At 53.3% G+C, this 22,400-nt stretch carries 16 protein-coding genes and 1 pseudogene; 11 read left to right on the forward strand and 6 right to left on the reverse strand.

The features are described from left to right. Positions 1-46: 46 nt before the first annotated feature. The gene (locus V2P20_RS05520) at positions 47-2,224 is read left to right on the forward strand and encodes an ATP-binding protein (protein ID WP_331816924.1); all 2,178 of its coding nucleotides are present in this window, start codon (positions 47-49) and stop codon (positions 2,222-2,224) included. Positions 2,225-2,763: 539 nt separating this feature from the next. Here V2P20_RS05520 and V2P20_RS05525 read toward each other — a convergent pair. Further along, positions 2,764-5,418, reverse strand: a complete 2,655-nt coding sequence (locus tag V2P20_RS05525) for a PAS domain S-box protein (RefSeq protein ID WP_331816926.1) — start codon at positions 5,416-5,418, stop codon at positions 2,764-2,766. Positions 5,419-5,720: 302 nt separating this feature from the next. On the opposite strand from V2P20_RS05525, the gene ssb reads away from it, so the two are divergent. From ssb to V2P20_RS05550, 5 genes are all read left to right on the forward strand, one after another. Beyond that, positions 5,721-6,194, forward strand: a complete 474-nt coding sequence (ssb, locus tag V2P20_RS05530) for a single-stranded DNA-binding protein (protein ID WP_194972124.1) — start codon at positions 5,721-5,723, stop codon at positions 6,192-6,194. Between the two features lie 451 nt (positions 6,195-6,645). Continuing rightward, positions 6,646-8,388 carry a circadian clock protein KaiC gene (gene kaiC, locus V2P20_RS05535; RefSeq protein ID WP_194972121.1) on the forward strand — a complete coding sequence of 581 codons (1,743 nt, stop codon included), beginning with the start codon at positions 6,646-6,648 and terminating at the stop codon, positions 8,386-8,388. Positions 8,389-8,391: 3 nt separating this feature from the next. After that, complete coding sequence (gene kaiB, locus V2P20_RS05540) at positions 8,392-8,724, forward strand: circadian clock protein KaiB (RefSeq protein ID WP_194972122.1); 333 nt, start codon at positions 8,392-8,394, stop codon at positions 8,722-8,724. 195 nt (positions 8,725-8,919) lie between these two features. Then, positions 8,920-9,108, forward strand: coding sequence for a hypothetical protein (locus V2P20_RS05545; protein ID WP_331816931.1), 189 nt, complete (start codon positions 8,920-8,922; stop codon positions 9,106-9,108). After that, positions 9,098-10,873, forward strand: a complete 1,776-nt coding sequence (locus V2P20_RS05550; RefSeq protein WP_331816933.1) for an ATP-binding protein — start codon at positions 9,098-9,100, stop codon at positions 10,871-10,873. Before V2P20_RS05545 ends, V2P20_RS05550 begins: the two co-directional genes overlap by 11 nt. Before the next feature lie 259 nt (positions 10,874-11,132). Here the strand turns inward: V2P20_RS05550 and V2P20_RS05555 are convergent, their stop codons facing one another. From V2P20_RS05555 to V2P20_RS05565, 3 genes are all read right to left on the reverse strand, one after another. Beyond that, the gene (locus tag V2P20_RS05555) at positions 11,133-11,417 is read right to left on the reverse strand and encodes a hypothetical protein (protein ID WP_331816935.1); all 285 of its coding nucleotides are present in this window, start codon (positions 11,415-11,417) and stop codon (positions 11,133-11,135) included. 77 nt (positions 11,418-11,494) lie between these two features. After that, positions 11,495-12,070, reverse strand: coding sequence for a transposase (locus V2P20_RS05560; protein WP_331816937.1), 576 nt, complete (start codon positions 12,068-12,070; stop codon positions 11,495-11,497). A 177-nt stretch (positions 12,071-12,247) separates the two neighbouring features. Then, positions 12,248-12,649 carry a hypothetical protein gene (locus V2P20_RS05565; RefSeq protein WP_331816939.1) on the reverse strand — a complete coding sequence of 134 codons (402 nt, stop codon included), beginning with the start codon at positions 12,647-12,649 and terminating at the stop codon, positions 12,248-12,250. Positions 12,650-12,829: 180 nt separating this feature from the next. On the opposite strand from V2P20_RS05565, the pseudogene V2P20_RS05570 reads away from it, so the two are divergent. After that, positions 12,830-13,599: pseudogene (locus V2P20_RS05570) on the forward strand (IS1 family transposase). Positions 13,600-13,603: 4 nt separating this feature from the next. Here the strand turns inward: V2P20_RS05570 and V2P20_RS05575 are convergent. After that, positions 13,604-14,839 (reverse strand): hemolysin family protein, encoded by a 1,236-nt coding sequence (locus tag V2P20_RS05575; RefSeq protein WP_331816941.1) that lies wholly within the window; start codon positions 14,837-14,839, stop codon positions 13,604-13,606. A gap of 194 nt (positions 14,840-15,033) precedes the next feature. On the opposite strand from V2P20_RS05575, the gene V2P20_RS05580 reads away from it, so the two are divergent. The 4 genes from V2P20_RS05580 (at position 15,034) to pntB (ending at position 21,639) form a co-directional block, all read left to right on the forward strand. Then, on the forward strand, positions 15,034-16,059 hold the full coding sequence (locus V2P20_RS05580) for a zinc-dependent alcohol dehydrogenase family protein (RefSeq protein ID WP_331816943.1): 1,026 nt from the start codon (positions 15,034-15,036) through the stop codon (positions 16,057-16,059). Between the two features lie 146 nt (positions 16,060-16,205). Continuing rightward, the gene (locus V2P20_RS05585; protein ID WP_331816945.1) at positions 16,206-18,461 is read left to right on the forward strand and encodes a copper-translocating P-type ATPase; all 2,256 of its coding nucleotides are present in this window, start codon (positions 16,206-16,208) and stop codon (positions 18,459-18,461) included. 204 nt (positions 18,462-18,665) lie between these two features. Next, entirely contained in the window at positions 18,666-20,231 is a 1,566-nt protein-coding gene (locus V2P20_RS05590; RefSeq protein WP_331816947.1) for a Re/Si-specific NAD(P)(+) transhydrogenase subunit alpha, read from the forward strand. 10 nt (positions 20,232-20,241) lie between these two features. Continuing rightward, positions 20,242-21,639 carry a Re/Si-specific NAD(P)(+) transhydrogenase subunit beta gene (gene pntB, locus V2P20_RS05595; RefSeq protein WP_331816949.1) on the forward strand — a complete coding sequence of 466 codons (1,398 nt, stop codon included), beginning with the start codon at positions 20,242-20,244 and terminating at the stop codon, positions 21,637-21,639. A gap of 294 nt (positions 21,640-21,933) precedes the next feature. Here the strand turns inward: pntB and V2P20_RS05600 are convergent, their stop codons facing one another. Beyond that, positions 21,934-22,365 (reverse strand): hypothetical protein, encoded by a 432-nt coding sequence (locus V2P20_RS05600; protein ID WP_331816951.1) that lies wholly within the window; start codon positions 22,363-22,365, stop codon positions 21,934-21,936. Positions 22,366-22,400 lie beyond the last annotated feature (35 nt).

Raw genomic sequence — 22,400 nt, forward strand, 5'->3', positions numbered from 1 at the left:
CGGTATTTCTACATGCCAAATCATTGTTTTATAGCCAGCTTTATCCATGATGACTACTCAATGTAAAGCCGAAGTTCTTGGCAAATTATTTGTTATTCCCGGCACCTTGTGCATTCTTCCGGACCAAAAGACCATTGTTGATTTTGTCAATAAGGCGCTGAACCGGATAGTGCCGGGGCTTGCGGCGGTATATTTCTGTTTGGAAGGCACCGTGAAGTCGACAATTTCGGAGCCCCTCATAAACTGCTCCATGTGTGCCAACAATTGGGACATGCCGTTTGATATTGTCGGACTTTGCTCGACGGAGCAGGTGAGCTTGCGTCGCTTGCCGCTACGCACCTCATCAAAACTGTATGGTTTTTTGATCTACTCGATTGAGAACTTTGATGAGTTTTTGCCTTACGAGCCTTATATAGCGAATCTTGCCAATATCGTCGCTGTGGAACTGGAAAGGCGCTCACTGGAATTGACAAGGCGAGCTGTCCAGGATCAGCTTCATCAGGTATTGCAGGAACTGGAATCTGAAGTCGTTGATCGTACGGCTGAGCTGGCTCAGCGCAATGCTGAACTTGAGAGGGAAATTCAGTCCCGGAACAGCCTGGAAAAAGCGTTGCGGCTCAGCGAGGAGCGATACCGGTCCTTGGCTATTGCTACCACCCAAATTGTATGGACCACTAATCCCCTGGGCGAAATTGTTGAAGATATACCTAGCTGGCGGGCATTTACAGGCCAAAACGAGGCCGAAGTCAAAGGCCATGGATGGATCAATGCCGTTCATCCGGAAGACCGCGATAATACTATGATGCGTTGGTTGCAGGCTGTGAGGACATGCTCCATGCACAACGCAGAGTATCGCCTGTACAGGCATGACGGCGAGTATCGCCATATCTCTGAGCGCGGGGTGCCGGTATTGGAAGCGGATGGAACGGTCCGGGAATGGATAGGAACCTGCACGGATATCACTGAGCAAAAGTTGGCGGAAGAAGCGCTTCAGAAGTCTCACGAAGAGTTGGAAATTCGTGTGCGGGAGAGAACTTCTGAGCTTGCGCATACCAATGAAGTGTTGAGCAACGAGATTGCCGAAAGAAAACGGATGGAACAGGCGCTACGCGAAACCGACCGCCACAAGGACGAGTTTCTGGCCATGCTGGCCCATGAGTTGCGCAATCCGCTGGCGCCCATCCGTCATGCGCTGCATGTGTTAAAAAAGCAGAATCATCCGGATGCTACGCTTGAATGGGGGCATACGTTGATTGACCGACAAGTCACCCATATGGCGCGACTGCTCGATGACCTGCTCGATGTGGCACGCATCATTCAGAACAAGATCCGCCTGCAAATGGAACGCTGCGATTTAACCGATATCATCGTGCACGCAGTGGAAGATTGCCTGCCTTTGATTGAAGAGCGAAAACATCAACTCGTGGTTTCCCTGCCGGATGAACCTCAATGGGTGGAAGGCGATGCGACGCGGCTGGAACAGATCATAACCAATCTGCTGAACAACGCTGCAAAATATACAGAGGAAAACGGCAAAATCACGATCAGCGTTGTACGGACCGGCATTTACGCGCTGATACGCGTGGAAGATACCGGCATCGGCATTGCCCCGGATCTTCTTGCGCATGTTTTTGATCTCTTTACCCAGGCCGACCGTTCCCTGGCCCACTCACAGGGAGGGCTTGGGCTTGGGCTGACACTGGTGCGCCGGCTGGTAGAGAAGCACGGCGGCACCGTCACGGCCTCGAGCGCCGGCATCGGCCAGGGCAGCACCTTTACGGTGCGGCTGCCGCTCTTGCCGGCCAGTCAATCCGCCATCGAATCAATGGGCACGTCTATGGGCAATACATCAGCTTCTTTATTATCCGAACGCCGCATTCTGGTGGTCGATGACTATGCCGATGCGGCCGAAAGCCTGACGATGCTGCTGCAAGCGGAAGGGCACGCGGTGGAAACCGCCGACTGCGGCCTGAAGGCGCTCGAGCGGGCGCAGGCGTTCCGGCCGCAGGTGGTGCTGCTGGACATCGGCCTGCCCGACCTGGACGGTTACGAAGTGGCCCGGCGGCTGCGCGCCCTGCCCGAAACGCATGATGCGATCCTGGTCGCCCTGACCGGCTACGGCCAGACCGAAGACCGCGAACGCTCGCGCTCGGCCGGCTTCAACCACCATCTGCTCAAGCCGGTAAATTTCGAAAAATTATCGGATCTGCTGGCCTCTGCATAACTGGCTGGTATTGCCGTTATTGATTAACTGATGTTACGCAAAGGCCGTTTCATCCCGTTTGCCGCGCCGAGCACTGCAGCTTTTAGCGGCGGTAGGCTGGGTTGCTAAACCCAGCATTTGGAGTCTCCCTATCTTCGTAGGGTACGCATCGCGTACCTTTCCGGACTTGTGATGTGCCGAAAAGCCCTGAACAGGTACGCGATGCGTACCCTACAGTGGATTTCGCCTTGATTTTGGCAGGGCAGCGGGGTAGGCCAGACTGCTAAACCCAGCATTTCGGCCGCCCTACACAGGCTGTTAAAAGAAAGTAACTCGCCTTCGGGTGCGATGAACCCGATTAACATAACCGTCGCGCTAGCGATACTTTAGTTATTAATGCACATATCTTGGGAAAGCGTTTCAGGCCGAATGAATTCGACCCTACAGAGTGCGTTTGACGAATGCTTCAGCTCACCGCATAGCCTCAGTTAAGCAGAGGAGCCTTCAGATTAGAGCAAGGTATTTATAGAGTGCTCGCCGCTTGTAGTAATAACAAATTTCTATGAGGCTGTCAGTAAGGCCGATAATTTTTCGAAATTTACCGGCTTGAGCAGATGGTGGTTGAAGCCGGCCGAGCGCGAGCGTTCGCGGTCTTCGGTCTGGCCGTAGCCGGTCAGGGCGACCAGGACCGCATCATGCGTTTCGGGCAGGGCGCGTAGCCGCCGGGCCACCTCGTAACCGTCCAGGTCGGGCAGGCCGATGTCCAGCAGCACCACTTGCGGCCGGAACGCCTGCGCCCGCTCGAGCGCCTTCAGGCCGCAGTCGGCGGTTTCCACTGCATGCCCTTCCGCCTGCAGCAGCAGGGTCAGGCTCTCGGCCGCGTCGGCATAGTCATCGACCACCAGAATGCGGAATTTGGGCATCGGCAACACGGATTTTGCCTGCACGGATTTAATAGCGGAGGATGGCGCCGGTAATGCTGGCAATCGCACCGTAAAGGTGCTGCCCTGGCCGATGCCGGCGCTCGAGGCCGTGACCGTGCCTCCGTGTATTTCGATCAGCTCCCGCACCAGCGTCAGCCCGATGCCCAGTCCGCCTTGGGCATGGGCCAGAGAATGGTCGGCCTGGGTGAAGAGGTCGAATATCTGCGGCAGGATATCGGGAGAGATGCCTATGCCCGTGTCCCGTACCTCGATGACGGCAGAGGAATCTTCCCGCATTACGCTGAGCGTGATTTTTCCGCCTTCGCTGGTGTATTTGGCGGCATTGTTCAGCAAATTGGACAATACCTGCGCCAGCCGAATACGGTCGCCTTCGATCCATGGCGGCGTCGTAGTCTGTGAGATGATCAATTCCTGGCCGCGTGATTCGATCAGAGGGCGGCTGGTTTCAATCGCATTATTCAAAATCTCGGTAAGCTCGAACCTCTCCATATTCAGCCGGATTTTGCCTTGCATGATGCGCGCCACATCGAGCAGGTCATCAAGCAGCCGGGCCATATGAGTCACTTGGCGATCAATGACATTGCGGCTCCATGCCAGCTTGGGATCAGTCGGTTCCAGCATTTTCAGCAACTGCACGGCATTGCGGATGGGCGCCAGCGGATTGCGCAGCTCGTGGGCCAGCATCGCCAGAAACTCGTCTTTACGTCGGTCCGCCAGGCGTAGCGCTTCTTCGGCGCGTTTGCGCTCGGTAATATCGGAGGCTACGCCCAGCAGCTTATTACAGCTATTGTCGTCCTCAAATAGCGGAATCTTGACGGTGCTGTACCAGCGGATGACGCCATCCCGACAGGTGACTTTCTCTTCAGGAATAATTTTGGGCTTGCGGTTGTGTATCACATCGAGGTCATCTTGACGGAAATGAGTTACTTCGTCACCATCGAAATTGAAGTCCGCATCAGTCAAACCGATCAAGCCTTCCGGATCTGTACCATAGCAGTGAGCCAAGCTATTATTGGCTAAGATGAACCGTCCTTCTTTATCTTTGACGAAAATCATGCTAGGGGCCGCGTCGATGACTTGTCTGAGGAAGGCGCGTTCATGATGCAGTGCTTCTTGAGCCCCTTTGATATCGGTAATATCTTCAGTTGTGCCGAAGGCGCCTAGCAGCGAGCCATGCTCGTCGAATTCCAGTTCAGCCAGTTCACGTACCCATTTGATTTTTTTTCCCACTATCAGCCGGTGCTCAAGGTCGTAGTGCTTGCCGGCAAGCGCCTCTTTCCAGGTTTTGTCGACCAATTCCCTGTCTGCGGGATGGACAGCGTCAAGAAAAGACTCATAGGTCAAAGGCGTGCCTTTGGAGACACCAAAAATTCGATAATTTTCGTCTGACCATTCCAGTATGTTTTTGTGAATGTCCATGCGCCAACTGCCAACATGAGCAACTGCCTGGGCGCGATTCAGATCGATTTGGCTTTCTCGCAAAGCTTCCTCGACTCGCTTGCGGTCAGTGATGTCCATGCTTACTGTGGCCAGGCTAGCTATTTTGCCGTTTAAGTCCTTTAGCGTGAAGACATTGTAGATAATCCATACAGCTTCGCCGGTTTTAAAGTGCCGCAGGCGGATTTCACTAACATTACGGCCGTTCTTCAATACCATGGGGAAGAACTCATTCATGACGAATTCCTGATCTTCCGGAAAAAAGAATTCTTTGACCGGTGTTTTTAGCCCTTGCTCGAGACTATCCAGACCTACGAGGCGCAAGCCGGCATTGTTGATAAAAAAAGGCATAAATTCCATATCGCACATGCCGATAAATTCGGTGCTGCTTTTGGCGAGTTCGACATATAAGTCGCGCTCCGCTTTTGCCTTGTTGCGCTCAGTGATTTCCTTTTTAAGCTGTTCCTCTCGCTCCATGACCTTATGCAATACCTGCTTTTCCCGCTTGTATAAGATTGAAACTATCAGGCTGAATATTGCGCCTATACTTACTAAAAGGGCAATGCGCAGTTCTTCGCTGGCTTTGGCGATATAAAACGATTCGTAAGGCTCGATTAAAAAATAAACGCTTGCCGCCGCGCTCAACAGTGTAGTGAAAAGCCCCGCGATCAATCCACCTTGCCAGGCGGCGAAAGCAATTACAACTAAAAAGAGCAGCAGCGGCGGTGAGCCTCCGAAAGTGAATTGGAGGTCCTTCAAGATAATCAGGATAGCTGTCACAGCTAATATCGAGATTATATAGACGTTACTGAGAAAAGATTTAATATGAATCATTTTTATCTGTAGCGATCTATATCGTTGTTCATGGGCTTAATCCATTGCATGAGAGCTCCAAAAAATAAGATAGACGAAGTTTAAGTCAATAGGCTTTTAATGTTAATGATGAAAATACTTATAAATTAATCGATGAAGGCGGATGATCATCTTTTCCTTCCATAGTAAAGCCTATGGAAACATGCGATGATAGTCTAACTTGTTTTTACGATCACATTTTTTAAAGTAGAGAATTTTTTAAAGCCCAGGTTCAATGATAAAAAGCATAATCATTGACCAATACAGAAATTGCGGAGAAATTGATGCTCAATAAAGTGATGTTGATAGGCAACTTAGGGGCAGACCCCGAAGTTCGGTATATGCCTTCAGGTGGTGCCGTCACCAGTATTAGATTGGCGACTACTTTTAGATGGAAAGATAAACAGACGAATGAAAGACGCGAAGCCACTGAATGGCATCGGGTTGTATTTTTTAATCGTTTAGCTGAAGTAGCGGGCGAATATCTTAAGAAAGGCAGTCAGGTTTATGTTGAAGGCCGCTTGCAAACCAGAAAATGGCAAGGCCAGGATGGGCAGGATCGTTATACGACTGAAATCATAGCGGAAGAAATGCATATGCTGGGCAGCCGTAGCGGAGGCACTTCCAGTTTTGGAATGGATCAGCCTCAGTCCGGTCACGCCGCACCGCCTTCAAGACCCCAACCGTCCCAGGGCAACGCTCCGTCGATGCCGCCGCCGCCAGATTATGATGATTTTGATGACGATATTCCGTTCTAGCGGGTACCTGAAGCTAGTTTTGTAAATGTCAGCCACATGGTAATGCTAGGAGAATGTGGTGCAGGGTGGTTTCGCCGAACCTTTAGAATGGGGGGAGAGCCAGTGATTCCTGATGGATGACTAACCATATGAAGTCAGGACAGAAACTCGGGGTATTGAGGATGGGATGTGCAGAAAGAACTGAGTGGAACGAACGAGACCTCTACCCGTCATGGTTTAATCTGCCATGTAATCAAAGAAATAAAAAACTTGCTATAAACTAACTTCTTGTTAAGCACTATGAGCCTGTTTCCATCGTGCCCAAGTCTTATTCAGAAGATTTATGCAGCCAAGTGGCTGAAGCCGTTGCTTCAGGCAATACTGTGCGGGCCGTGGCTTTGCAGTACAAGGTCAGCTAGGCCTTTGCCTTTACCATCAGATGTCGTATTGTTTCAACGAATAGTAAATAAAGATGCGTGAAAAAAAAGAAACAATAACACAGGGTCTACCGAGGCCATCCCTAGCCAAAACGCCGACCGGCATCCGGGGGTTGGATGAGATTGTACAGGGCGGTCTGCCCAAAGGCCGCGTTGTCCTGGTAGCAGGAGGGCCCGGCTCGGGCAAGACGTTGCTGGCCATGGAGTTCCTGGTACGCGGCGCCATCGATTACGGCGAGCCTGGCGTCTTCGTAGCTTTCGAGGAAACCGTTGAGGAGTTGAGCTGCAACTTCGTTTCTCTCGGCTTCAACTTGGAGCAGTTGGTGCAAGAGGGAAAGCTGATCATTGATTACGTGCACCTGGATCGTAGCGAGATGGAGGCGACGGGCGAGCATAACCTGGACGGCCTCTTTGTCCGCCTGGGGTATGCCATTGATTCGATCGGCGCGAAACGGGTCGTGCTGGATACCCTCGAAATGCTCTTTGCCGGCCTGCCTAATGAAGGGATTGTACGTGCAGAGCTTCAGCGTTTGTTTCGCTGGCTGAAAACCCGAGGCGTCACAGCCATTATGACTGCCGAGCGCGGCAATGAGACACTCACCCGCTATGGCATGGAAGAGTACGTCTCCGACTGTGTCATCACGCTCGACCATCGCGTTCACGAGCAGATTTCCACCCGCCGCCTGCACGTACTGAAGTACCGCGGTTCCACGCATGGCACGAACGAATATCCCTTCCTCATTGACGAAGACGGCATTTCCGTGCTGCCGGTCACCTCGATGCGCCTTGATCATGCAGTCTGTACCGATCGCATCTCTACCGGCATCGCAGGTCTTGACAGTATGCTCGGCGGCAAGGGCATCTTTCGGGGCAGCAGCGTGCTGCTCAGCGGCACGGCGGGCATGGGCAAGACCACTTTTGCGGCCTCTTTCGCAGACGGCGCGTGCCGCCGAGGGGAACGCGTCCTCTACCTGCCGTTCGAGGAGGCGCCCCAGCAGATCATTCGCAATATGCATGCCGTGGGTCTTGACTTGGCGCCATGGGTACAGCAGGGCCTTCTGAATTTACATGCAGTGCGGCCTACGCTCTACGGTCTGGAAATGCACTTGGCTAAAATCCATAGGCTGGTGGAAGATTTCCGGCCCAGCCTGGTGATAGTTGACCCGGTGACCAACCTGATAGCCGCAGGGACTCTCGCCGAGTCCGAGGCCATGCTGGCGCGCTTAATCGATTGGCTGAAAAGTCAGCAGATCAGTGCTGTTTTTACCAGTCTGACCCCGGGCGGAGCAGCATTGGAGCGCTCCCAAGTAGGCATCTCCTCATTAATGGACACTTGGCTGATGCTCACTGCCATCGAAAGCAGTGGCGAGCGCAATCGAGGCATTCAGATTGTAAAGTCGAGAGGGATGGCCCATTCCAACCAGATCCGCGAATTCCTTATTGGTGATCACGGTATCGAACTGTGCGACGTCTATACTGGCCCGATGGGCGTTCTGACGGGTGCTGCCCGTTTTACCCAGGAGGCGCGGGAAGAGGCGGAGCGCGTTTTACGCGAGCAGGAGATCAAGCACCATCGCAATCAATTGAAGCGCAAGCAAGCAGTTCTTGAAGCGCAGATTGCTGCCCTGCATGCCCAGTTCGAGGCAGAGCGGTCAGAGATCGATCTGGCAATCGCGCAGGCGCAACATCTGGAAACCACGTTAGCAAGTGATCGTGACGAAATGGGCCGTCTGCGTCACGGTGATGCCGCATCAGGCCCTCAGCAGAGCGAAAACTGAACCATGTCAGGCCATCACGAGCATATAGTAAACGAGCCATCTGAAGATGAAGACATATGGCAACTGCGGCTTTATGTGGCAGGACAGACGCCCAAGTCACTGACAGCCTGCGCCAATCTGAATCGGATCTGCGAAGAATATCTCAAAGGCCGCTATAGCGTTGAAGTGATCGACCTACTGGAAAAACCGCAATTAGCTGCAGGTGATCAAATCCTGGCCATCCCGACACTGGTGCGCCAGTTGCCTGCGCCGGTACGCAAGATTATTGGAGACTTGTCCAATACCGAGCGGGTACTGGTAGGTTTGGATCTGCGTCATCCGGAAATGCCCAAATGAAACTGCACCCTACAGAACAGGCGAACGCAAACTTAGCACGGGCCAACCGTGATCACGAAGGCGCCCCCCGTGCATTGACCCATTGCGGAGGCCGCTACAGGCAGCGCCACTGTGCAGGGGAGGGCGCCCTGTTGTTCTCGGCTCGGGCTCTCTTTAATAGCCACCGCGTAGTTGGACCAGCGTTAGCTGGCCGCCATGATTCGGCCGTTATCGATAGCGGCCACTGCCAGGCACCGGAACGATCAAAGAACACGCATAGCATTGCCGTTCATGCCCATGCTAAGCAAGCCGGCCGACACGCTCTCTGGCCAAGAGCGCACTCTCATGAAGCTGTATCGCCGCCCGAAACCGGTCCTGGAAAAGGAGGCGCACAGTGAATCCTGACAATAAAAAGAATCAGGAGCTGCTGCTCAAAATCCACGACCTGACGTTGCGCCTGGAGGAAGCGCAAGACACCCTGAACGCCATTCGTGCCGCTAACGTGGATGCCGTAGTCGTCTACAATGACGGTCAACATCGTGTTTATACCCTGGAAGGGACGGATACCATCTATAAACGTCTTTTTGATACGCTGAACGAAGGGATACTGGTCGTTTCTGCCGACCGGACAATTCTCTATGCCAACCGATGGTTTGCAGACCTGATAGGCGTTGCAATGGCTAAAATGACTGGTGCAGACATCGAGCGCTTTGTGCATCCGCTCCATGCAGCAGATTTTGCGGCATTGCTTGAAAGCGCTGAGGAGAAACCTCACCGCGACGATCTGTCCATGATCCGCGCCGATGGTAGTTCGATACCCGTAATGTTGGCGATCAGTCCTGCCCCTATCGGAGGAGTTGAAGCGGGTTATGCCATTGTGGTTAACGATCTAACAGAGTTGCGCCAGGCGCAGGATGCTCTGAGCAAGGCCAATGAGGAACTGGAGGCACGCATTGAGGCACGGACTATGGAACTGCAATCTGCCAATATTGCGCTTGAAGCCGAGATTGCCAAGCGCATGCACATTGAGGAAGCGCTTCGGAACGAGGATCGACGAAAGGATGAGTTCCTGGGCATGCTGGCTCACGAGCTGCGCAATCCCTTGGCCCCGATCCGCAACGCCGCGCAGATCCTGAAACGTCCGGATCTGGACGAAACGCGGCTGGCCTGGTGCCGCAATGTCATCGACCGTCAAGTCGAACATTTAGCGCGTCTGGTGGATGACCTGCTGGATGTCTCGCGCATCAGTCGTGGCAAAATCGAGCTCAAGAAGGAGTCTCTTGCAGTATCGGCTATTGTGCAGCGGGCCATGGAAATCACTCAGCCCTTGATCGAAACTCGCCGTCATGAACTTACGGTACAACTGCCGCCTGAACCGGTCATCGTTGAAGGCGATCTGGTCCGGCTGGCGCAGGTCGTCTCGAACCTGCTCAATAATGCGGCCAAGTATACCGATGAAGGCGGGTCCATCTGGCTGACCGTTGAGCATGTCGGCAATGATGTCTTCATCCGAGTCCGTGACAACGGCCGGGGCATTGTACCTTCGGCGCTGCCGAACCTGTTTCAACTGTTCTACCAGGTGGACCGTACCCTCGACCGTTCCGAAGGCGGGCTGGGCATTGGCCTGTCGCTGGTCAAAAGCCTAGTGACCATGCATGGGGGTGACGTCTGGGCTACCAGCGCAGGCCGGGGCCAAGGCAGTGTATTCATCATTCGCCTGCCTTGCCTGCCGCAAGCCTCAGTCGTTTCGGTTTCCTCTCCGACAGCACTGAAGCCGGCGGAAGGGCCTCTGCGCATTCTCGTCGTCGATGATAACCGCGATGCTGCTCAGAGCCTGTCTGTGCTGCTGACTGGCGAAGGGCATACTGTAAGTTTGGCCTATAGCGGACCTGCGGGCTTGGTCGCCGCACTGACTGAGCGGCCGCAGGTCATACTGCTCGATATCGGCCTGCCGGGCATGGATGGCTATGCGGTGGCTCGAGCCCTTAGAGAACATCCCGAGCTGAGAACGACGCAGTTGATCGCGTTGACCGGCTATGGACGGCTGGTTGATCGCGAACAGGCACGGGCGGCCGGTTTCAATGGTTATCTGACCAAACCGGTTGATTTTGAGGCATTACAGCGCGCTCTGGCTCAGCCATTATTTCCCGGTCCGATACTACCCGGCTAAGCTCGTTTTTCTACGCTGTAGCTGTCTATAAAAACGCTACTCAACCTATATCCGCTCCTAAGCAAGTAGGGCGGTTTCGCGCAGCAAACCGCCATTTCAAACAAGCCGGTTCATAGCGGGACATTACGGTTTTAAGGCTCCGTTTGTTGGTGGATTGCCAAGGCAAATCCACCATACGAAATACGAAACATCCGCCATACGGCCATATGACCGTCGCAGTGAAGAGGAGTCCATATCATCCTATGGCTCTATGCATAAGTTATGTCAACAATTGTTTCACTATCTTTTCCGTTTTTCCCATTTCATTAAGGAAATCTTGTTGATAGTTACTAGACGTTTCCATATAACCTCTCGCGCAATTTAATAGTTTATTTGCGAGTTTATGAACATCGCTTTCAGAAGAACCATTTTCTATAGCTTTTAGAACATCTTTATATTTCTTAAGATATTCATCAATCACTGGTTCGCTAGATGACTGACGTTTTAACTCTAATGCCTTTATTGTTACTTCTACTTGGCCTTTCAAATTAGCAATATTTGACATAAATGTATTTTTCTCGGTTTATCATGGTTTTACATCTCTTACACTCTGAATCCACTCTTTCGGCCAATTTTGTGGCATTAGGGCCGTAGGATGCGCTGAGGCACGAAGCGCATCGTTCGAGTCATTCCACTTACATGGTTATCGAAATTGCCGGAATGTCCCCAATTCATCGGATAAACGCCCTGATCAACGTATCGATGAAAACTCGAATGCGGCCAGTCGACAACTTTTCGTACATAGCCATGCTTGACAGGATTCCAATGGATGTAATCCATGTGGTTGTTAAAATCGGCTTGGTTGCATAATAAACGCGCCCAGAATCGGCGCTGCCACAAACCGCGTTCCCGGCGCTTGCTCCGGCTTGAGGAAATTCTTTCGCCTTGCGGTATGGCACGAGAAAAATGACCTTTGAGCAGATTCCAGCGCATGGAAAAATCCCCATCCCCAGGTGGCAATGTCCAGATGCAGTGCAGATGGTCAGGCAGGATAACGACGGCATTGATCCGGTAAGGTTTGCGTTCCTTGACGTAACGAAAGGCGGCTCTCAGCCGATCGATCTTTTCCACCAGCAGATAATTATTCCGGCGTTCGGCAAGATTAACAGTGAAGAACCAGGTTGAGCCAGGGATGTAGATCCGGCGGTAGTCTGTCATTGGTTTGTCTGATGATGCTCGAACGATGCGCTACAAGACCTGACCCCGTTCTTCTCATACGAAACATCCGCCATACGACCATACACTTTTCATGACGTGGTTAAGTCGGATACGTTGAAAAATATCAGACGAATGTAAATTGTACAGCTTGACCCTATAGCCCTTACAGTTGATAAATTAACCTAGTAAATCAGGCCGCAAACCAGGAACTGAAGTGGTTCCTGTTTTTAAAACAAATTCATAGCCTAATATGCGATCATCAAGAACAAAACATGTTCCAAGGTATTGAGTGTTTTCTAAATTGAAAAATGTAACTTTTTGAGTTTGATCGTATTTAGAGAGTGCGCTTATTAAGTCTTCAAGACCAAATGTTTTTTTTCCAGCTTTTTTTGCTGATTCCAGCCTAAACTTAGCTCGATTAAGCGCAAAACTAATTGCAAAATTTTCCGGGCTTCCAACCTTTTCATAAGCGCTATCAGAGTTCAAAAAATTCTCTAAAAACTCTATACAAAAAGGAACATCATCTTTTCGTACATCTGTAAGTAAATTTTTTAAGTAATCTATTGAATCTGTATTCATTTGCTTGTCACCTCTGTGACGTTTACACCTGTTCTGGTTCCAGTCTGAAGCATTTCAGCTTCTCCCCACTCATTGATATGAGTCCAGCCCCAAGCCCAAGATTCATTTGGGCCGGGAGCTCCAACAGGTACAGAAAGTGGTAATGGGTCAAATATGTGATTTGCTCATATAATATGGAGCATGACCTGTTATCAAGAAATTACCTGCCCGGATTGTGGCAGCAACCAAATTATGAAGTCCGGCCGTAGTGCATCGGGTACACAGCGTTACCGTTGTCAAAATCCGGATTGCGGAACTAAAACGTTCATGTTGGCATACCGCTATAAGGCTTGTAGCCCCGGTATCAAAGAGCAAGTTGTAGAGATGTCCATCAATGGTAGCGGTATCCGTGATACAGCCCGGGTTCTCAAGATCAACAAAAATACCGTGATTAGCACTTTAAAAAAAAGTCGAGCCGCATCGTCCAAGTCAATCCGAACTTTCAGACTTTAAAAGTAGAAGCCAATTTAACGGTGAGATTGGAATTGGCTTGTGAACAGGCTGAAATGGATGAACAGTGGTCCTATGTCGGTAACAAATCCAATCAACGCTGGCTGTGGTATGCCATTGATCATGCCACGAACACGGTATTGGCTTATGTATTTGGCAAACGCAAGGATGAGGTGTTCAAAAAGCTGAAAGCCTTGCTTGAGCCCTTTGGCATTAGCCGTTATTACACCGATGATTGGGGCGCTTATGAACGTCATATTGAAGTCGATATGCATCAGGTGGGCAAGCGCAACACTCAAAAGATTGAACGCAAAAATTTGAATTTCAGAACCTGGATTAAGCGACTTACACGAAAAACAATCTGCTTCTCAAAGTTGGAAACCCTGCATGATACGGTCATCGGATTACTGATTAACAAGGTTGAATTTGGCTTGGATATTCATGCCAAATTACAGATTTAACCCACTACCGATTTACGGAGCTGATCAAAACCTTATCAATCCGCGTTCCGTCGATGTCCACCACTTCAAAACGCCAGCCATCGTACTCAAAGCTGTCCGCCACGTGCGGAACTCTTTCCAGATGGAACAGAATGAATCCCCCGATAGTATTGTAGACATTGTCAGTCTCGCCAGGGAATTCGATGTCCATATCAAGGACCGACTTCAGCTTCGCTATCGACACGCCGCCGTCAATGAGCCATGAACCGTCATCCCGCTGGACGACATCAGGCTCGAGCTCGGACTCCTCAGTCGGAAAATCGCCGACGATGGCCGTCAAGACGTCGCTGAGCGCCACAAGGCCCTCCATTTCGCCGTACTCATCGACAATCAAAGCAAAATTGGCATGCTCTTCCCGGAAAAGCTCCAGAAGATGCGTAAGCGTTATGGAATCGGGAACGTAGAGCGCCGGCCGCACGGTTTTCTCAATATCAAACACGCCCTCCATCATCGACTTCAATAAATCGCCGCGGTGCAGAATGCCCAGCACGTTTTCCAGGCCATCCCGGCAAACCACTAAGCGCGTACACCGGCAGTCGGCGATTTTACGCCTAATCTCATCCTCCGGAGCCATCAAATCGATGGCGATAATCTCTTTGCGCGGCGTCATAATCGCGCCGACGCGCAGCTCGTCCAGTCTCAGCACATTGGCAACCAGCCTTTCTTCGCTGGCATGGAAAACGCCGGCTTCGGAGCCCATTTCCATTAGCAGCTTGATCTCTTCATTGGTGACTGAAGTCTCCCGAGGACGGTGAGCGCCTGCGATTCGAAGCAGCAGATTTCCGGAAGAAGACAGCAGCCAGACCAATGGGCTGGCAATTTTGGCCAGGCCTCTCATCGGGCGGGCGATAACAACCGCGATGTTTTCCGGATGCAGTAAAGCCAATCTTTTGGGGAAAAGTTCGCCGATCACCACGGAAAAATAAGTGATTAAAACCACCGTCATTGTCAGGGCAATGCCTTCGGCGTGAGGCGCGAGCATCGGAATTTTCAAAAGCTGCTCATGAATAGGCGCTTTCAGCGCATCTTCACCCAAGGCGCCGCTCAAAATGCCGACGGATGTAATGCCTACCTGAATGGTAGACAGAAAATGCGAGGGCTCTTCATGCAGTTTCAGCGCCGCATTGGCGCCTGGCCGCCGCTCGGAAGCCAACTTCTGCAGGCGGGCTTTTCTGGAAGAAACAACCGACATTTCCGACATTGCGAAAACGCCATTGATAAGAATCAAAATAAGGATTAGACCAATGTCCATTATATAGGCCGCTCTTACCGTTACCGGCGCGGCGGAGTAGTTAAATTGACTGGATAATACCACATAATCTCATGTTAATGGTGGAACTGCCGGGAAAATAACCTTTCGAATCAAATAACTAAATAATTTATAAAGGCAATTTCATGAAAGCGATGCTATTAAGACAGCTCTGCGATTTAAAAGACAATCAGGCGCCGCTTGAATGGGTAGAACTTCCCGTTCCCGAGCCCGGCGACAGAGAAATTCTGCTCAAGGTTTCTGCCTGCGGTGTTTGCCACACCGAACTCGATGAGATCGAAGGCAGAACACCGCCGCCGCATTTGCCTATCATCCCGGGGCATCAGGTCGTGGGCCGCGTTGAAGCAATTGGCAACAAGGTCAAGCGCATCAAAGAGGGCGACCGGGTCGGTGTCGCCTGGATCTTTTCCGCTTGCGGGACATGCAAGTTCTGCTTGAGCGGTCATGAGAATCTGTGCCCTGTCTTCGAGGCCACCGGCCGCGATGCCAATGGCGGCTATGCGCAATATATGACCGTCAGCGAGAATTTCGCTTATCGGATTCCCGAGGCTTTTTCCGACCTTCAGGCCGCCCCTTTGCTGTGCGCCGGCGCCATCGGCTACCGGTCCTTACGGCTGACAGGGATCAAAGACGGGCAGCGTTTGGGCTTGACGGGATTTGGCGCGTCCGGCCATCTGGTCCTGAAGATGGCGAAGCACCGTTATCCGAATACCGAGGTGTTCGTGTTTGCCAGAAGCGCCGAAGAACGCGCGTTCGCACTGGAACTGGGCGCCGTGTGGGCCGGCGAAACTGTTGATCGGGCGCCCAGAAAGCTGGACAGCATCATTGATACGACACCGGCCTGGCAGCCCGTCGTGGAAGCATTGGCGAACCTGGAGCCGGGCGGCCGGCTCGTGATAAACGCGATCCGCAAGGAAGGCGACAAGCAGAGCTTGCTGCAACTGGATTATCCGCAGCATCTCTGGCAGGAAAAAGAAATCAAGAGTGTCGCCAACATTACCCGAACCGATGTACAGGAATTCCTGAGCCTGGCCGCCGAAATAAACTTGAATCCCGAGATTCAGGTATTTGCCCTGGAACAGGCGAACGAAGCCCTGGTCGAGCTGAAAACGGGAAGAATCCGCGGCGCCAAGGTCCTGAAAATTGATTGATAACTTTTATAAGCTGCCGTAGGGTATGCGTTGCGTACCTTTACCAAAGTCGCAATGAATCGGCAAACGCTGAAAATGGTATGCGATGCATACCCAGAGCTTAAATTTTCAATTGTAAAACTTTAACTCACGATAAGGACACAGTCATGCCAAGAGTCGACAGCAGCATAGCGACAACCACTTACACCTGTCCCATGCATCCCGAAGTGCAGTCGGCCCATCCAGGAAGTTGCCCGAAATGCGGCATGGCGCTTGAGCCTGTCGAAACGCCCCGCCCTGTCTCCCGGACGGAGTGGGTTTGCCCGATGCACCCCGAGATCGTCCGCAACGAGCCGGGAAACTGCCCGATCTGCGGCATGGCGCTTGAGCCCAGGACCATTGAGGCCGAGCAGGCTGAGCAGAATCCCGAACTGAAGGACATGAGCCGCCGGTTCTGGTTTGCCGCCGCGTTGACCGTGCCGCTGGTCCTTGTCGCCATGGGCGATATGCTGCCTGGGCGGCCTGTCTCGCAGCTATTCTCGCAACGTACCCGCTTGCTCATCGAACTCGCGCTGGCGACGCCAGTCTGTCTGTGGTCGGCATGGCCTTTTTACGTCCGCGCCATGCAATCGGTGAAGAACCGCAGCCTCAACATGTTTACACTGATCGGGCTCGGTGTGAGCGTGGCCTATTTGTACAGTCTGATCGCGGCACTGTTTCCCGACATTTTTCCCGCTTCGTTTCGGGAAGACGGTAAGGTTGGCGTCTACTTCGAAGCCGCCGCCGTGATCGTGACCCTTATCCTGCTCGGCCAGGTCATCGAACTGCGCGCCCGCAGCCGGACGAGCCAGGCCGTCAAGCAACTGCTCGGCATGCAGGCCAAAACGGCGCGCCGTCTGAGCGACGATGGCACCGAGACAGATGTACCGCTGGATGCGGTGCAAATCGGCGACAGGCTGCGCGTGCGGCCGGGCGAGAAAATACCCGTGGACGGCGTCGTGCTGGAAGGCGCCAGCGCGGTGGATGAGTCGATGGTCACCGGCGAGTCGATCCCGGCCGAGAAGCACGAAGGCGACCGCGTCATCGGCTCGACCATCAACAGCACCGGCAGTCTGGTCATGCGTGCCGAGAAAATCGGCGCTGAGACGCTGCTGTCGCGTATCGTGGCGCTGGTGGCCGAGGCGCAGCGTACCCGCGCGCCGATTCAGAAGCTGGCCGACATTATCGCCGGTTATTTCGTTCCCATCGTAGTGGTTATTGCGATTGTCACGTTTATCGTCTGGTCTCTCGTCGGCCCCGAGCCGCGCATGGCTTACGCGCTCATCAACGCCATCGCCGTGCTGATCATTGCCTGCCCGTGCGCTCTTGGCCTGGCAACGCCCATGTCCATCATGGTGGCGACGGGCAAAGGCGCCGGCGCCGGCATATTGTTCAGGAACGCCGAAGCCATCGAACTGATGCGCAAAATCGATACATTGGTCGTAGACAAGACCGGGACGCTGACCGAAGGAAAGCCGAAACTCGTCAGTATCATAGCTGCCGACGGTATTCAGGAAAACGATCTCCTGCGCTTCGCGGCCAGCATCGAACGCGGCAGCGAGCATCCGCTGGCCGAAGCCATAGTTAAAGGCGCTGAGCAGCGAGGCATTGATCTGGCCCATGCCGAAGATTTCGAGTCGATCACCGGCCAGGGCGTCAAGGGCCGTGTCGATGGCCGGGAAGTTGCGCTTGGCAACCGCGCCCTGATGGACAGCCTGGGCGTCGACCCGGGCCAGCTTGCAGCCCGGGCCGAAGAACTGCGCGGCGACGGCCAAACCGTCATGTTTGTTTCGGTCGACGGCAAACCGGCAGGGCTCGTCGGCGTGGCCGACCCGATCAAGGACAGCACGCCCGAAGCCATCCGGTCTCTGCATAGCGAGCACATCCGCATCGTCATGCTCACAGGCGACAGCCGGACCACCGCCCAAGCCGTCGCAAGAAAGCTGGGCATTGATGAGGTCATGGCCGAAATCCTGCCCGACCAGAAGGCCGACATCATCAAGCGCCTGCAAGGCGAAGGCCGCATTGTGGCCATGGCCGGCGACGGCATCAACGATGCGCCGGCGCTGGCTCAGGCGCACGTCGGCATCGCGATGGGCACGGGCACGGACGTTGCCATGGAAAGCGCCGGCGTCACGCTCGTGAAAGGCGACCTGCGCGGGATCGCCCGCGCCTGGCGGTTGAGCCGGCATACGATGGCCAACATCAAACAGAACCTGTTCTTTGCTTTTATTTACAATTTTGCCGGCATTCCGATCGCCGCCGGCGCCCTGTATCCGTTCTTCGGCCTGCTGCTCAGCCCGATGATTGCCGCAGCCGCCATGAGCTTCAGCTCCGTTTCCGTGATCGGCAATGCCCTCAGATTGCGTGGCGTAAAATTGTAAAAAAACACCATTCCACTTTCCGCAAGCGCAAGGAACAAGATAGCCATGCGCGTAATTCTGGAAATTAACTATCAATGATAAGTACCGTATTTTCTATTGAAAAACCGGTCTCAATCTCCTATGCTCAGCAATAAGGTTTCGATTGTTATTCAAAATCTTGCTATTCAATTACTCCTAAATAACTCAAACAACAAAGGGGACTGTATGAAGATCGGTATACCCAGAGAGATCCATGAAGGTGAAAAACGTGTAGCTACAACGCCTGAAGCCGCTGAAAAAATCATTAAAATGGGCTTCGAAGTCAGTGTGGAAAGCGGTGCCGGCGACGGCGCCGATATTTCTGATGAGGCTTATAAAGAAGTTGGTGTCCAAATCGTCAAATCGGCCCAAACGTTATGGAATGACTCTGACATCATCATGAAAGTCAGGCCGCCAGAACGCCATCCTGAACTCGCCATCGATGAAGTTGAACTGCTGCCTGAAGGCGGCCATCTGATCAGCTTCATCTGGCCGGCGCAAAATGAAGACCTGCTGCAGAAACTGGCCGCCAAAAAAGCGACCGTGCTGGCTATGGACAGCGTGCCGCGCATATCCCGGGCGCAGAAACTCGATGCGCTCAGTTCCATGGCCAATATCGCCGGCTACAGGGCCGTCATTGAGGCCGCGCAGCATTTCGGCCGATTCTTTACCGGCCAGATTACCGCCGCCGGCAAAATCCCGCCCGCCAAAGTACTGGTAATCGGCGCCGGCGTTGCAGGCCTTGCCGCCATCGGCGCTGCCAAGGGCATGGGCGCGATTGTCAGGGCTTTCGACACGCGGCCCGAAGTCAAGGAACAAATTGAAAGCATGGATGCCGAGTTCCTGATGCTGGATTTCAAAGAAGAAGGCTCCGGAACCGGCGGTTATGCCAAAACCATGTCCAAGGAGTTCATTGAAGCCGAGATGGCGCTGTTCGCGCGCCAAGCCATGGAAGTCGACATCATCATCACGACCGCCCTGATCCCCGGCAAGCCTGCGCCCGAGCTGATCACGCAAGGCATGGTCGAATCGATGAAGCCGGGCAGCGTCATCGTCGATCTGGCGGCCGAGCAAGGCGGCAACTGCGCCCTGACCGAGAAGGATAAAGTCGTAGTCAGGCACGGCGTCACGATTATCGGCTATACCAATCTGCCCAGCCGTCTGGCCAACCAGTCCAGTCAACTGTACGCCACCAATCTCAGGCATTTATTGACGGAGCTGTGCCCCGAAAAGAACGGGGTGCTCAACGTCAACATGGACGATGAAGTGATACGCGGCGCGACGGTCATCAAGGAAGGCAAGATAACCTGGCCGCCGCCACCGCCCAAATTATCGGTCGCCCCTCCCCCGCAAACAGAAGCCCCCGCCTACCCCGCCGTCCAGGCACAAGAAAAAAAATACGCCATCCCCGATGGCATCAAGCCTTTTATACCGCTGATCATCGGCGGACTTGCCCTGTTTGGCATCGGCGCGGTCGCACCGGCTTCTTTCATGTCGCACTTTACCGTCTTCGTGCTGGCCTGTTTTATCGGCTATCAGGTGATCTGGAATGTGACGCCGGCGCTGCATACGCCACTGATGAGCGTCACCAATGCCATCAGCGGCATCATCGTGATCGGCGCGTTGGTGCAGATTTCGGCGCCGGGAAAAATCGCCATGATTCTGGCCGGTCTGGCCATACTCATCGCATCCATCAATATTGCCGGCGGCTTTTTAGTCACGCGCCGCATGCTTGAAATGTTCAGAAAATAAGGGGAAGAAGATGTCTCAAAGCTTAATTACGATGTCTTATCTGGCCGCCACGATTCTGTTCATTTTGAGTCTGAGCGGCTTAAGCCACCAGGAAACCGCCCGACGCGGCAATTATTACGGCATGATAGGCATGGCCATCGCCATCATCGCTACTGCTTTAACGCTAAGCGGCGCGGTTAACGCCTATGTCGTTTTGATCCTGGCATTGCTGATCGGCGGCGCGATCGGTGCTGTGGCGGCCTTAAAGGTTGAAATGACGCAAATGCCCGAACTGGTCGCCATCATGCACAGCTTGGTCGGCATGGCCGCAGTGCTGGTCGGTTACGCCAACTTCATGGAAACCGGCTCCACGCTTGTGGGTGCCGAGAAAACGATCCATGAACTGGAAATTTACATCGGCATTTTAATCGGCGCCGTTACCTTCTCGGGCTCGGTAATCGCCTTCGGCAAGCTCAGCGGTAAAATCAACGGCAAGCCGGTCCTGATACCGTTGCGGCACTGGCTGAATCTGGGCCTGTTGATTTTCGTCATCGGTTTGGGCCAGGTGTTTCTGGAACAGGCTAAAACTGGCGGCGGCCTCTACCCCTTATTAATCATGACTTTCATCGCGCTGGTATTCGGAATACACATGGTCATGGCCATCGGCGGGGCTGACATGCCTGTCGTTGTATCGATGCTGAACAGCTACTCCGGATGGGCCGCCGCGGCCACGGGATTCATGCTCAGCAACGATTTACTGATCGTGACCGGCGCCCTGGTCGGCAGCAGCGGCGCTATCCTCAGTTACATCATGTGCCGCGCCATGAACCGCAATTTCATCAGCGTCATCGCCGGCGGTTTCGGCACCGGCACGGGCGGCGAGGCGGCGGCCGTTGAAGGCGAGGTCTACCCTATCGATGCCGAGGAAACCGCGCAATTGCTGCTGGCGGCCAAAAACATCATGATCATCCCCGGCTACGGCATGGCGGTGGCGCAGGCCCAGCACACGGTCAATGAAATCACTAAGCTGCTGAGAGAAAAAGGCAAAAAAGTCCGCTTCGGCATCCATCCGGTGGCAGGACGCATGCCCGGGCACATGAACGTATTGCTGGCGGAAGCCAAAGTGCCTTACGACATCGTTTATGAAATGGATGAAATCAACGAGGATTTCCCCAACGTCGACGTCACGATCGTGATCGGCGCCAACGACATCGTCAACCCGTCGGCGCTCGATGACCCAAACAGCCCGATCGCCGGCATGCCGGTGCTGGAATGCTGGAAAGGCGGCGCCACGGTCGCACTCAAGCGCAGCATGGCATCGGGCTATGCCGGCGTCGGCAATCCGTTGTTCGTGCTGGAAAACACACGCATGCTGTTCGGCGATGCCAATGAGACGATGCAGGCTGTGTTGAAGGCATTGCAGGGTTGACCAAAGTAAAGGCTCAAGGAGAAAGCGGTATTGCTTGAGCCTTATTTCCCACCTTCCCGACCGTTATTCTATTCTTAAGCAATGAGCCTGGAATAAATCAGAAAATGGTAGGTGCGAATTCATTCGCACTGCGCGGATATAAATCTACACCTGCACCGGAAATCCTCCGCGTACTTGAAGCAGTTATTTTATGCTCATTCCTAAGCATTCGCCGGACTTGCTGACGGAAAATGCTTTCGGTCGGCTCGACAACTGCTAACCTGTACAAGCCGGCAAAGACGTGTCGCAGCATCGTTACTCTGCGGACAGGTACATTGCGCCAATATCAAATGCTTCCTCGACCGGGCCCAAAAAGCCTCCGGAACGATACATGCACAATTCATAACGCTCATTGCTATACGTATAGAAAGCCAGCCCCCACGCCTCTTCATCGCCGAAATACCGCAGTCGGCAAAGATGAACCGGCGTATTCCTCAAACGATCCATGAACTCCTCACGAGTCTCGCCGGTAATATTTAGCAGTTCGGGGGATGGCTCAGGAGGCTCTACGTAAGCATCGATATAACAGAAAACGCCTCTGTAGCGGATATCCAGGCGCGAGTATCGTCCGCCATACTGCGCCTCGGCATATCGGGTAATTCGCTCGGTGGTTCGGCTGCGGACCGGCGGGGGAATTTTTACACCACCGGCATCAGGTGTATGCATCCAGACTTTTTTAGTGTTCATATGACGCCTTCTCGAAATTAAACGACCTGACATAA

The sequence above is a fragment of the Methylobacter sp. Wu1 genome (genome assembly GCF_036553575.1).
GTDB lineage: Bacteria > Pseudomonadota > Gammaproteobacteria > Methylococcales > Methylomonadaceae > Methylobacter.